This is a genomic window from Rhizobium sp. CFBP 8762 (assembly GCF_014841565.1).
Lineage (GTDB): Bacteria > Pseudomonadota > Alphaproteobacteria > Rhizobiales > Rhizobiaceae > CFBP-8762.
Map to the genome: position 1 here is coordinate 256,057 of NZ_JACYUD010000003.1, position 12,859 is coordinate 268,915.

Annotated in this window: 10 protein-coding genes; 1 reads left to right on the top strand and 9 read right to left on the bottom strand. The window is 57.4% G+C overall.

The features are described 5' to 3' along the window. Nucleotides 1-48 precede the first annotated feature (48 nt). From recN to IFT84_RS09795, 7 genes are all read right to left on the bottom strand, one after another. The gene (recN, locus tag IFT84_RS09765) at nt 49-1,722 is read right to left on the bottom strand and encodes a DNA repair protein RecN (RefSeq protein WP_192118801.1); all 1,674 of its coding nucleotides are present in this window, start codon (nt 1,720-1,722) and stop codon (nt 49-51) included. Nucleotides 1,723-1,801: 79 nt separating this feature from the next. Beyond that, nucleotides 1,802-2,662, bottom strand: coding sequence for an outer membrane protein assembly factor BamD (locus IFT84_RS09770; protein ID WP_192118803.1), 861 nt, complete (start codon nt 2,660-2,662; stop codon nt 1,802-1,804). A 235-nt stretch (nt 2,663-2,897) separates the two neighbouring features. Next, entirely contained in the window at nt 2,898-3,851 is a 954-nt protein-coding gene (lpxC, locus tag IFT84_RS09775; RefSeq protein WP_192118805.1) for a UDP-3-O-acyl-N-acetylglucosamine deacetylase, read from the bottom strand. A gap of 268 nt (nt 3,852-4,119) precedes the next feature. Further along, nucleotides 4,120-5,892: a cell division protein FtsZ gene (gene ftsZ, locus IFT84_RS09780; RefSeq protein WP_192118807.1), complete on the bottom strand. Its 1,773-nt coding sequence runs from the start codon at nt 5,890-5,892 to the stop codon at nt 4,120-4,122. A gap of 77 nt (nt 5,893-5,969) precedes the next feature. Then, nucleotides 5,970-7,301: a cell division protein FtsA gene (gene ftsA / locus IFT84_RS09785; RefSeq protein ID WP_192118809.1), complete on the bottom strand. Its 1,332-nt coding sequence runs from the start codon at nt 7,299-7,301 to the stop codon at nt 5,970-5,972. Further along, nucleotides 7,298-8,218, bottom strand: coding sequence for a cell division protein FtsQ/DivIB (locus IFT84_RS09790; RefSeq protein WP_192118811.1), 921 nt, complete (start codon nt 8,216-8,218; stop codon nt 7,298-7,300). Before IFT84_RS09790 ends, ftsA begins: the two co-directional genes overlap by 4 nt. Beyond that, entirely contained in the window at nt 8,206-9,129 is a 924-nt protein-coding gene (locus IFT84_RS09795; RefSeq protein ID WP_192118813.1) for a D-alanine--D-alanine ligase, read from the bottom strand. The genes IFT84_RS09790 and IFT84_RS09795 overlap by 13 nt, the downstream gene beginning before the upstream one ends. Before the next feature lie 466 nt (nt 9,130-9,595). Here IFT84_RS09795 and IFT84_RS09800 point away from each other — a divergent pair, with 466 nt between their 5' ends. Further along, on the top strand, nt 9,596-10,897 hold the full coding sequence (locus tag IFT84_RS09800; protein WP_192118815.1) for an MFS transporter: 1,302 nt from the start codon (nt 9,596-9,598) through the stop codon (nt 10,895-10,897). Between the two features lie 87 nt (nt 10,898-10,984). Here IFT84_RS09800 and IFT84_RS09805 read toward each other — a convergent pair whose 3' ends face one another. Both IFT84_RS09805 and murB read right to left on the bottom strand, forming a co-directional pair. Further along, the gene (locus IFT84_RS09805) at nt 10,985-11,794 is read right to left on the bottom strand and encodes a GGDEF domain-containing protein (RefSeq protein ID WP_192118817.1); all 810 of its coding nucleotides are present in this window, start codon (nt 11,792-11,794) and stop codon (nt 10,985-10,987) included. Nucleotides 11,795-11,866: 72 nt separating this feature from the next. Beyond that, nucleotides 11,867-12,835: a UDP-N-acetylmuramate dehydrogenase gene (gene murB / locus IFT84_RS09810; protein WP_192118819.1), complete on the bottom strand. Its 969-nt coding sequence runs from the start codon at nt 12,833-12,835 to the stop codon at nt 11,867-11,869. Between the last annotated feature and the right edge of the window lie 24 nt (nt 12,836-12,859).

The window sequence follows — 12,859 nt, forward strand, 5'->3', positions numbered from 1 at the left end:
TGCAAACTCACACCACTGCGCAATGGCCGAAGAAAATGCGGCTGCGCTTTAGCTGTTATCTGCCAACAGGCTGGCCGCCGCAGCCCGCGCTTCCGCCGTCACGGACGCTCCAGCCAGCATACGGGCAATCTCTTCCTGACGGGCAGCATCGTCCATGCGGGCGACACGCGTCGCGATCATATCGGAGCCATCGCCTACCGGGCCCTTTGATATCAGCAAATGCGTCGCGGCTCGTGCCGCAACCTGCGGTGCATGGGTGACGGAGAGAACCTGAACCTGTTTGGACAAACGCTTTAAACGTTGGCCAATCGCATCCGCCACTGCACCACCGACACCCGTGTCGATTTCATCAAACACCAGCGTGGGTGCAGAACCACGATCAGCCAGCGCCACCTTTAACGCGAGCAGAAAACGAGACAATTCGCCGCCTGACGCGACTTTCATGATTGGCCCGGGCCGTGTGCCGGGGTTTGTCTGCACGTGGAATTCTACCAGATCGATCCCATCGGCGGTCGGTTCGCTGGCGTCGGTTGTGACAGTCGCCATAAACCGCGCCCGCTCCAGTTTCAGCGCAGGTAATTCCGCCATGACCGCATCGGACAAGCCAGAGGATGCCGCATGGCGTTTGGCGGAAAGGGCAGCAGCGGCGGCGTCGAACGCGGCGCGCTCTTGGCTTAGTCTTGCCTGCAACTGTTTCAACTTTTCTTCCCCGGCATCGAGATCCGCAAGGTCGGAAATCATGCGCACGGCAAGGGCCGGGAGCTCGGTCACCGGCACGGAGTATTTGCGGGCGGCAGCGCGGAGTGCAAACAGGCGCTCTTCAACACGCTCCAATTCTTTTGGGTCATACTCGGTCTTACGCAAAGCCGCTTCGACCTCCATCTGCGCATCCGACAGATAGTTCAGGGCGGTGTCAAGCAGATTGACTGTTTCTTCCAGCAGTCCCGGTGCCTCGTGGCTCTTGCGCTCCAATCGGCGCACCAGCGACGCAATCAGCGGAACAGGCGAGCCGTTGCCATTCAAAAAGTCACTGGCCTCGCTGATATCGACAGCGATGCGCTCGGATTTCTGCATACGCGAGCGGTTTTCAGCCAGTTCGTCCTCTTCGCCATCCTGTGGGGACAGGGCTTCGAGTTCGTCCACGGACGATCGGATATAATCGGCCTCTCGCGCGGCCGCTTCCACCTTTTCACGATGCTTCTTCAGTGTCCGTTCGGCCTCTTTCCAAATGCGGTAGAGCCCGGCAACATGCAGCGCTTCTTCGGACAGGCCCGCAAAGGCATCCAGCAGAATACGGTGGGCGTTGGTATCGACCAGCGCGCGGTCATCGTGCTGGCCATGAATTTCCACCAGCATCTGCCCTGCTTGGCGCATCAGTTGCACGCTCACGGGCTGGTCGTTGATACTGGCGCGCGTGCGTCCATCAGACGATTGGATGCGACGGAAAATCAGGTCGCCATCATCATCGATTCCGTTGTCGCGAAGCAGTTTGCGCGCTGCGTGGTCGCCGCCCACATCAAATGCTGCGGTCACCTGCCCCTTATCCAGTCCATGGCGGACCAGCGAGCCATCCCCGCGCCCGCCCAAAGCCAGAGACAGGCTATCGAGCAAAATCGATTTGCCCGCACCTGTCTCGCCTGTCAACACGGACAGGCCAGCATCAAAGGACAGATCAAGCCGTTCGATCAGGACGATATCGCGGATCGAGAGCTGTGCCAGCATTCGGGATCAATTCTCGGTTTCGGACAAGACTGGACGTATCCGCCACACCGGACAAAGCCGACGCAGCGCAGAAGGTATTCTATACACCAATCAGCTTGCCAGCACGCGAAATCCACGAGCCGCTGTTTTCGCGCGGCTCAAGGCCGCCGCTCTGCAACAGCTTGTAGGAGTCCGCATACCACTGGCTGTCCGGGTAATTGTGACCCAGCACAGCGGCAGCCGTCTGTGCTTCACTCACCAGACCCATGGCGTAATAGGTCTCGACTAGACGTGCGAGCGCCTCTTCCACCTGATTGGTCGTCGGGTAGGTTTCGACTACGGTACGGAAACGTGTAATAGCAGCCAGATATTCCTTGCGCTCAAGATAATAACGACCGACTTGCATTTCCTTGCCGGCCAACTGATCCTTGGCGAAGCGAATCTTGGACTGGGCGTCCTCGACATATTCGGAATTCGGATATTTCTCGATCAGCGTCGTCATCGCTTCCAGCGTCTGCGCGGACGGCTTCTGGTCCTGGGTAACCGCCGGGATCTGCTTGGCGTAGGAAATACCGATAATGTACTGCGCATATGCCGCATCTTCGGACTGCGGGTAGAGTGTGAGGTAACGACGCGCCGCCGTAATTGCCTCATCGTACTGACCCTGACGATAACGCACGAACGCGCTCATCACGAGGCCCTTGCGTGAATATTCGGAGAAGGGATGCTGGCGATCGATCGCATCAAACTTGCGGCCTGCCTCGGTCAGCTTGCCTGCCTTAAGGTTGGCCAAGCCCTGATTGTACAGAACTTCCGGCGGATCGGTCTCCGCAGACAGCTTGGTGATGTCGATATCAGGATCGGTTGTGCAGGCTGTGAGGCCCCCGGCGGCAGAGGCAACAAGCGCCACCATCAGAATACGAGCCGTCTTTTGAAGTCCAACAGAACCTGCAAATACCATGAGAGACAATCCCAACTCACTTCAGCAGCAGGACAACCACCGCTTTTCAAACGCGTTTCTAGCCACAAATGCAGCCTGTCCGCAATGTCATGATGACGTATTAACGCAATTTTATGGCATTTACCCATTTTAAAACGGTATCTTGCGGCATCAATGCAGTCGCTTTTTCAACACAAAAACGCTGCGAGTGACCAAGTCTCCCGCAGCGCTCGATTCTATGATTCTTAAAGGGCGATTACGCGGACCAGGGCGCGAACTCACCCCCGCTGACTGCAATCAACTCACGCACCGCCGTGCGCTGGCGCACGGAAGAGGTTTCAACCACTTCGTAAGCGGAGGTATCGTCCAACAGCGCCTTCAGCGCCAGTGCGTTCATCTTGTGACCACCGCGATAGGAACGGTAACGTCCAAGGAACGGAGCACCAGCCAGCGACAGATCGCCAACGGCATCGAGTGTCTTGTGGCGCACGAACTCGTCTGTGTAACGCAGTCCTTCGACATTGATGACCGTATCGTCATCGGAAATGACAACAGAGTTTTCCAGCGATGAACCAAGCGCATGGCCGGATGCCCAGAGACGCTCAACATCCCGCATGAAGCCAAAGGTGCGCGCACGGGACAATTCTTTCTTGAACGTCGCCGCCGTCAGATCACCCTTCCAGGACTGGCGACCGATCAGCGGGCAATCGAAATCGATTTCCACTTCAAACCGTGTGCCATCGTAAGGCAGAAACTCCGACCAGGACGAGCCAGACTCGACACGTACCGGCTTCAATACGCGAATGTAGCGGCGCTTGACCGCCAGCACCTTGAGACCAACCTGCTCAATGGCATCGATGAACGGTGCAGAGCTGCCATCCATGATCGGCATTTCCGCGCCATGAACTTCCACCACCAGATTGTCGACGCCGAGCGCGTAAATCGCAGCCATCACATGTTCGATCGTGGCAATAGACTTGAGCGGAGAGAAACCCAGAACCGTGCAGAGATCGGTGTTGCCAACCTGCGATGAGACCGCCTTGAACTCGCTGACGACGTTACGACCATCAACACGCTGGAAGACGATTCCGGCGTCTGCCTCGGCGGGCGTGAATGTAATGGACACCTGCTTGCCCGAATGGACGCCCGTACCCGATAGGGATACTGCGTTGGAAATCGTTGTCTGAAACCCGAGCAAACCGATACTCATGTGATACCTGCCTTAAAACTGATCCGGCCACTGTGCCGGACAACACCCCGGGAACATGGCGTGCCGCAATGCGACTCGAGCCGTTCCACGGGTTCTTGGAGCGTACTGATACGCCCAACCTTCCCCCAAGCCAAATCACTGTTTCTTTCCAATTGTTACGCAAATGCGACGGGCGAAACATAAAGTTTAACAATTGGTTAAACGGTAGAAACGAAAAAAGCGCCCGGAGGGTTCTCCGAGCGCTTTGACGCGGCAAGGCGTCAGGGGATCAGTTCGACTGGCGGCGTAGAAACGCCGGTATCTCGAGCTGATCGTCCTCCGTGGTGACGCGAGGCTGCGCGCTTACGCGGCCCCGATCGTCAAGCTGTCCGCGCCGTGGCGCGTAGAGGCTGGCTTCGGCTGACAGCGGACGACGCTGCTGGCCTGCGGCCTGCTGGCTCGCCGAAACATCGGCGGGCACTGGTTGTTCTTCTTCCTGATGGCGACCGAGCGAGTTGGTGATTCGCTTTAGAAGGCCCATTGGGCCGCGCTCTTCATGGTGAGCCGAAGGTGCGGACGCCTGTGCGCGGTGATCCATTTCGGCCTTGACGACCGGCGGGAAGTCTTCAACGCGTGGCATACGAACCGGCTCCGGAATATCCCGGATGATCGGTGCGGCCTGCTGGACTGGCTGCATGGCTGGCTGAACCGGGGCCTGCATGGGCTGCTGGCTTTGAACAGGGCGGGCCATGACAGGTGCTGGCTCGCTGCCTGCAAACAGCTTGCTCTGCGGACGGAATGTTTCAGCAGGTGCTTGCGCCAAAGTGCTGGCGGCTGCGCGGGACATGTCCAGTTCGCGTTCCATTTCCGCTTCTGCTGCGCGGATCTGCTGGGCAACGCTGTCCACGACCGGCTGGCGAGCAACGGGCTGCTGCACTTGAACGGGTGCCTGCTGTACCGGCGCAGGCTGAACCGGCGCATGTTGTACAGGAGCGTGGTGCTGAACCGATGCCGCAGGTGCCGCCTGTTGCGTCACGCGGGCAGCGGGCTGGCTTACCCCGCGAAATCCGGCATTCCTGGCATCTACCTCCGCGGCTGTACGGTCAATACCGGTGGCGACGACCGACACGCGGATAATGCCTTCAAGCTCTTCGTCGAATGTTGCGCCGAGGATGATGTTGGCGTCCGGATCGACTTCTTCGCGAATACGCGTTGCAGCTTCATCGACTTCAAACAGCGTCAGGTCGCGACCACCGGTGATGGAGATCAACAGGCCCTGTGCGCCCTTCATGGAGGTTTCGTCCAGCAGCGGGTTGGCAATTGCAGCCTCTGCGGCAGCCATTGCACGGCCCTCGCCCGAAGCCTCGCCTGTGCCCATCATGGCACGGCCCATTTCGCGCATGACGGAACGAACGTCGGCGAAATCGAGGTTGATAAGGCCTTCCTTGACCATCAGGTCGGTGATGCAGGCTACACCGGAGTACAGCACCTGATCGGCCATCGCGAAAGCATCGGCAAAGGTGGTCTTGTCGTTGGCGATACGGAACAGATTCTGGTTCGGAATGACAATCAGAGTATCAACGGACTTCTGAAGTTCGGCAATGCCCATGTCGGCCAGACGCATACGGCGCTGTCCCTCGAAATGGAAAGGCTTGGTCACAACGCCAACGGTCAGAATGCCCTTGTTGCGCGCAGCCTGAGCGACAACGGGTGCAGCACCTGTACCCGTGCCACCGCCCATGCCGGCAGTTACAAAGCACATATGTGTGCCGTTCAGGTGATCGATGATTTCATCAATGCACTCTTCGGCAGCGGCGCGACCCACTTCGGGCTGCGAGCCAGCACCCAGACCCTCGGTGACCGCAACACCCATCTGGATGATGCGTTCGGCCTTGGTCATGGTCAACGCCTGCGCGTCGGTATTGGCAACGACGAAATCAACGCCCTGAAGACCAGCCGTGATCATGTTGTTGACCGCGTTGCCACCACCCCCGCCAACACCGAATACGGTGATGCGGGGCTTAAGCTCCGTGATATCGGGCTTCTGCAGATTGATAGTCATTGTACTCGTTCCTTTCGGTTCCTGGTCGCCTTGCCGCTAGACCAATTCATTTTCCCGGTGATCCACCCGTGAGCGGATCAAAAACTCTCTTTTATCCACTGCCCCATCCGGGCAATCCGGCTGTTGTTTCCTGCCAGTGACGACAGCAGACCGCCCTGTGTCACATGGGTCTCGATGTCGGCCACTTGCGGGTAGATCATCAGACCCACCGCCGTGGAAAACGCCGGGCCCTTGGCCGCGACCGGCAAGCCAGACACGCCGAGCGGACGCCCGATGCGCACATTGCGCGCCAGAATACGCCGCGCCGCTTCCGGCAGGCCAGTCAACTGGCTGGCCCCGCCGGTCAGCACGATACGCTTGCCGACAATCGGGCTGAAACCCGAGCGCTGAATCCGATCGCGGATCAGCTCCAGTGTTTCCTCGATGCGCGCGCGCACGATCCGTGAAACCAGCGCCCGGGGAACATGGGTTGGCTGATCGTGATCATCATCGCTGATGGCGGGAATGGTCACGATATCACGCTCGTCCGCACTGTTGGGAAGCGCCGAGCCGTGCACAACCTTCAGCCGTTCCGCATCCTCGATGCGGGTCGAAAGACCGCGCGCCAGATCGGTCGTGACATGATGGCCACCGAGACTCACTGCGTCAGCATGAACCAATTTGCCTTCGGCGAAAACAGAAATCGTTGTGGTGCCGCCACCCATATCAATGGCCGCGCAGCCGAGCTCGACTTCATCATCCACCAGTGCCGCAAGGCCGCTGGCATAAGGCGTTGCCACGACACCTTCGACCGACAGATGCGCGCGATTGACGCACAGTTCGAGATTTTTCAGCGCTGCGCGTTCGGCCGTCAGCACGTGCATGTCGACACCCAAAAGATCGCCGAACATCGACAGCGGATCGCGAATGCCGCGCTCGCCGTCGAGCGAAAAGCCTGTGGGCAGCGAGTGCAGAATGGCCCGGTCCTGCCTGAGCGACTGATAGCAGGCCGCGGAAATCACCTTGCGAAGATCGACCGCGTCAACCTCCTGCCCGCCGAGATCGATGCTGGCGGTGTAGATATCGCTTTGCAGACGACCAGCCGACACGTTGACGATCAGGCTATCGATGGTCAGTCCGGCCATGCGCTCTGCCGCATCCACAGCCAGACGAACGACGCTTTCGGCTGCATCGAGATCGGCGATGACACCGTTCTTAATGCCACGCGACTTCTGGTGCCCAAGACCGATGATTTCGATGTGGTGCGTACGCCCATGGAGGATCTGACTTTCCCCGCGCGGCGTCAGGCGACCGATCATGCAGACGATCTTTGTGGAGCCGATATCCAGCACAGACACGATGTGTGTGCGCTTGGACGACAGCGGTTTCAACCGGGGCAGACCAAGTTGGGACGAACCGAACATACTCATATTTGGCTCGCCAGTTTCTTGAGGTCTTTTTCACGCTGCTTGACGGCCGCATCGCGGCGTACAAAGGCTTGCGCAGTGAGTTGCACTGTGGTGCGATCTTCCAGACGCAGGTCTACCGCCGCAATATCACGCGCCAGAATATCCTGCTCCTGCTCCAGCTTGGCGAGTGTCTGCATGGCGCGGTCGAGATCATGCTCGGGCAGCTTGACCACAACACCATTGTCCATGTGCAAGTCCCATCGCCGTCCAGCCACGCGGATGAAAGCTTTGACGCGCTTTTTGAGGTCCGGCCAGTTCTTGAACTGCTCTTCAAAATTGGCAGCTGCGACTTCCGCATCCCGCCCGACAAACAGCGGCAGTTCGGAAAACTTGTTGTCGCGCAACGGTGCGATCACGCTGCCGTTCTTTTCAATCAACGACAGGTCCGATCCGTGCTGCCAGATCGCGAATGCTTCGCGCTCCTTCAGCTCAACCTGGATCGTGCCGGGGTAAACCTTGCGCACAACTACGTCCCGTACCCACGGCAGGTCAGCCAGAAGCTTGCGGGCCTGTGCAACGTCCAGCGCGACCAGCGACGTGGTGCCATCCAGCCCCAACTGCTGCAAAATATCGATTTCGGACGTTTCGACATTGCCGGAGACCTTCACGTCCTCAATGGCAAAACCCGCCGCCGTTGTGGTGGTCTGGGTGAAATTCTGGGTGTGGCCGCCGAGCGACATGCCGTAAAAGCCGGTGGCAGCGAAGAAAGCCAGAGCCGACATGGTGCCCGTATGCCGCGCAATGTGAATGCGCCCTGCGCCAAGACTGAACAAAAACCGCACGGAGCGGCGCAATGGACGCGGCAGCACGAAGCCTTCGGCGTCCTGTCCGCCGAGCGCGCGCGCTCTTTTTGCCTTTTTGCCCCTTAACGCAAACACGACGCGTCCTCCACCATCCACTGTAGAAAGTCACCAAAAGAGTGGCCAGCATGAGCGGCCATTTCGGGCACCAGGGAGGTCGGCGTCATGCCGGGCTGGGTGTTGATTTCCAACCAGACAAGTTCGCCATCTTCGGTGGTCTGGTCATCGAAGCGGAAGTCGGACCGACTCACTCCCCGACACCCAATCGCTTGATGCGCCTTAACCGCCAATTCTTGTATTGTTTGGTAAATATTTGGTGAAAGTTGCGCCGGAATTACGTGTTGCGAACCACCTTTTGCGTATTTGGAATCGTAATCGTAGAAGCCGTGCCCCTGTGGGATGACTTCGGTTACACCAAGTGCGACACCGCCCATGACTCCACAGGTGAGTTCACGCCCGGCGATGTAGCGCTCCACCATAATGCGGTTGCCATAGCGCCATTCGCTCGACGTGATCACCTGCGGCGGATGGCTCTGCTCGGGACGCACGATCACGACACCGAAGCTTGAGCCTTCAGACACCGGCTTGACCACATATGGCGGTTTCATGGGATGCTCTGATGGAAAGTCATGTCGGTCCATGACCTGCGCTTCTGCCACCGGCACGCCCGCAGCCTTTGCAACAAGCTTGGCCTGCGCCTTATCCATTGCCAAGGCAGACGCCAGAACACCGGAATGCGTATAGGGGATTTGCAAGTACTCAAGCAGGCCCTGAATGGTGCCATCCTCGCCAAATGGGCCGTGCAGCGCGTTGAAGACGACATCCGGCTTCAACTCCGACAGAACGGTTGCGATATCACGGGCAACATCAAGACGGGTGACGCGGTAGCCCTGAGCCTCCAGCGCATCCGCACAGGCAGTACCCGAAGACAGGCTTACGGGCCGCTCCGAGGAAAATCCGCCCATCAGGACCGCTACATGCTTGCTCATTCACAACTCCACTACCCCGGCACACCGTGCCTCCGGCGCCTGCAATTGACGCCCATTTGTCGAGGCTGGCCTCTTCTCAAAACCGGCTTGCGCCCACCTGATGTCACAGATTGGGCAAACGATTCTCAATGCTCAATAGAGCACCTTTATGGTTAACGAACCGTTTACTTTTGTTAACTTTATTGGTGACGTCGCGAGATTGCGCCCGTCTGGAATCAAACCCCCGTCTTACTTCCACTCTTAGAATCAGAGAGTTGTCGCCAGCGCAAGGAAAATGGCACGGCCTTATCAAACTTGCGAAATTATCGGCTTCCTATCCGGGCTGGAACGCGCGGCGGCGAACCATACGCCGCCTGCGCTTTAAGAAAATGTCATTTTTATGTGTTTCACCTTGCGGAAAATTGCGTTAAAGCAACGCAAATGTTCGTATTCCGCGAACCGATCATAACGTTACCGGACAATAACAATGACAAATGCGATACCCACGCGGTCGCCTGCGGCATCCGTCGGAACGAAAGGCAAGAATTCTCCTGCCCGTGTTCTGTTCGCGAGCCTCGTCGGCACCACCATCGAATTCTTTGACTTCTATGTTTACGCAACAGCGGCCGTGCTGGTGTTTCCGCATCTGTTTTTCCCGGCCAGCGATCCGACATCGGCAACGCTCCAGTCGTTTGCCACGTTCTCGATTGCGTTCTTCGCCCGCCCGCTCGGCGCCATCCTGTTCGGCCATTATGGTGACCGCATCGGGCGCAAGGCCACGTTGGTTGCAGCGCTTCTCACCATGGGCCTTTCCACGGTCGCTATCGGCCTTCTACCAGGCTACGAGTCGATCGGTGTTCTGGCACCCTTGCTCCTGGCCCTTTGCCGTTTCGGTCAGGGTTTAGGTCTGGGCGGAGAATGGGGCGGCGCGGTTCTGCTGGCGACGGAAAATGCGCCAGCGCACAAGCGGTCCTGGTATGGCATGTTCCCGCAGCTTGGCGCACCCATCGGTCTCTTCCTTTCTTCGGGTGTGTTCTGGCTGCTGCTTCACCTCATTTCGCAAGAAGACTTCCTGTCCTGGGGCTGGCGCGTGCCGTTCATTGCGTCCATTGTCCTGATCGGGGTTGGCCTTTGGGTTCGACTATCCATTACCGAAACCCCTGAATTTCAGCAGGCTATTGACAAACAGGAGCGTGTGAAGGTTCCGGTCGTTGAAATTTTCCGGACATACAAACGCAGCCTGTTCCTCGGCACCTTTGTCGCTCTGGTAACGTTCGTGCTGTTTTACATCGTGACCGCGTACCTGCTGTCGTACAATGTCAAAACCCTGCAAATTCCGTTTGTCGATGCCCTTCTGGTGCAGATGGTCGGCGCAATCTTCTTCGGCATCGCCATCCCGCTGTCCGCTTTGATGTGCGACAAGTATGGTCGCAAAACCATTCTTGTCATCACAACCGTGCTGATCGGTGTGTTCTCCTTCACGCTGCCGTCGCTGTTGACGGCTGGACTTCCGGGCATCTACGCCTTCTGCGCCTTGGGAATGGTTTTGATGGGTATGACCTATGCCCCCATCGGCACGACGCTGGCTGCACCCTTTCCAACAGCGGTTCGCTACACCGGCGCTTCCATGACCTTCAACTTTGCAGGTATTTTCGGCGCATCGTTAGCACCGTATATCGCAACCTCGTTAGCGCGGGATTACGGTCTTGCATACGTCGGCTATTATATGTTGATTGCGGCAGCGATAACGCTTCTATGCATTCTGCTGTCGAGAGACGCTGAACTTTAAGACACTGTAAAGGCGGCCATTGGCCGCCTTTTCTCATCTTGAAATTGGCCGTGAACGCGAAAACTGCTTCTGCCGCTGAACCGTGCGCTAACCAGCCTTGTTGATAACAACCATTGAAACCGGGGCAATCTCGACGCGGTTTCGTCCGTTTTCCTTCGCCTGATAGAGCGCTTTATCGGCGCGCCGTAAGAGATCACCGCTCGCCTCATCGGCAAGTCTTAATGCAATTCCAACGCTAACTGTTACGATTAAGGCTGTATGTTCGGTGATTTGGAAAGGCTCTTTCGCAATTGCCATTCGGATGCGCTCACCAAATTCCTGGGCACAGTTTTTCCGATCATCCTGAATACAAATCGCAAACTCCTCCCCACCCAGCCGACCAACTGCATCTGTTTCGCTGGACATGGCAGCCAAGCGCCGCGACAGTTCGATGATAACGAAATCACCCGCTGAATGGCCATGCGTATCGTTGATCCGCTTGAAGTTATCGACGTCGCAGATGAGCAGCGCGTATGGCCCTTCAATGGCATTGACCTGCTTGAGAAAACCGCCCCGGTTCAACAGGTTCGACATACTATCTGTACGGCTTAGACGGGCGAATTCATCATGAGAAATCATGAGCGATTCGACCAACCTGGTATTGATGTAGACGAGCCAGAAAGTTATTGGCAGACAAATAATGACCGTCATAAAGGCGGCAACGATCATCGACTTGTATAAATCGTAGGGCATAAGGCCCAACAATTCCAAAATGATTTGTCCAATCGCACCGATCAACAAAGCAAGAACCGTTGTGAAAATGCTGAGCCGCGTCGCAAATTGCATTGGGGTAAATTGAGAGCGATACGTCTCTGATTGAACCCGTAACGCCACAATCGATTCGAGAATAGAAAACATGCTTGGCCACCTTTATGCGCGCCCAAACCTATTATATCAATTATTAGGAAAATACTTCAAAAGCAAAAAAGTCTAAGCTTTTCCATTGAAAGATTTTACCTCACGCCCTGGCTTGAACAATCCCAAGCGTTTGATTTCCCATTCCAGCCGCACACCAGAGGCCTCCAACACGCGCTGACGCACGGTTTCGCCAAGATATTCCAGCTCGTATCCACTGGCTTGACCTGTGTTGATCATAAAGTTGCAGTGCATGGGTGACATCTGCGCCCCGCCGATTATCATGCCCCGGCATCCGGCTTCATCGATCAGCTTCCAGGCCGAATGTCCCTCGGGGTTCTTGAATGTCGAGCCGCCGGTCTTCTCGCGAATAGGCTGCACAGTTTCTCGGTGCAGGCGGACAGCATCCATATCAGCACGGATCTTGGCTTTGTCTTCCCCATAGCCTTCCATGATGGCATGGGTGAAGATCAACCCCTCCGGGGCGGATGAATGGCGATAGGAATAGCCCATATCTGCGTTGGAGAGCACGTGCGCGTTGCCCTGTCGGTCCAGCGCATGGACTTCCACCACACGCTCGCGGGTTTCCCAACCATTGGCTCCGGCATTCATGCGCAGTGCACCACCGATGGAGCCGGGTATGCCGTAATAGAAAGCAAATCCGCCGATCCCGTGATCGAGCGCCATGGCCGCCACGTTCTTGTCCGGGCAGATCGCACCAACCTCGATGCGGTTCTCACCGGCCAGATTGACGAAGCCAAAACCTTTGGCTGACAGGCGGATAACCACACCGGGAATACCGCCATCGCGCACCAGCAGGTTGGAGCCCACGCCCACCACCAGAACAGGCACGGACTCCGGCACCAGCTTCAAAAACGTGGCCAGATCGTCTGCATCATGCGGCTGGAACATCAGTTCCGCCAGTCCGCCAGCGCGAAACCAGGTCACGCGATCCATCGGCGCATTGGGGGTCAAACGCCCGCGAATGGCGCTGACGCCTTCGCCCAAAGAGTCCAGAAGCTTTTGCCCGTCGACCTGTCGCATTGTCTAATCCCGATATGCCCGAAT

Coding starts and splice junctions, on each gene's coding strand:
- ftsA (WP_192118809.1), bottom strand. CDS start 7,301: ATGAGTATGTTCGGTTCGTCCCAACTTGGTCTGCCCCGGTTGAAACCG.
- IFT84_RS09805 (WP_192118817.1), bottom strand. CDS start 11,794: ATGTTTTCTATTCTCGAATCGATTGTGGCGTTACGGGTTCAATCAGAG.
- IFT84_RS09770 (WP_192118803.1), bottom strand. CDS start 2,662: ATGGTATTTGCAGGTTCTGTTGGACTTCAAAAGACGGCTCGTATTCTG.
- lpxC (WP_192118805.1), bottom strand. CDS start 3,851: ATGAGTATCGGTTTGCTCGGGTTTCAGACAACGATTTCCAACGCAGTA.
- ftsZ (WP_192118807.1), bottom strand. CDS start 5,892: ATGACTATCAATCTGCAGAAGCCCGATATCACGGAGCTTAAGCCCCGC.
- IFT84_RS09800 (WP_192118815.1), top strand. CDS start 9,596: ATGACAAATGCGATACCCACGCGGTCGCCTGCGGCATCCGTCGGAACG.
- recN (WP_192118801.1), bottom strand. CDS start 1,722: ATGCTGGCACAGCTCTCGATCCGCGATATCGTCCTGATCGAACGGCTT.
- IFT84_RS09795 (WP_192118813.1), bottom strand. CDS start 9,129: ATGAGCAAGCATGTAGCGGTCCTGATGGGCGGATTTTCCTCGGAGCGG.
- murB (WP_192118819.1), bottom strand. CDS start 12,835: ATGCGACAGGTCGACGGGCAAAAGCTTCTGGACTCTTTGGGCGAAGGC.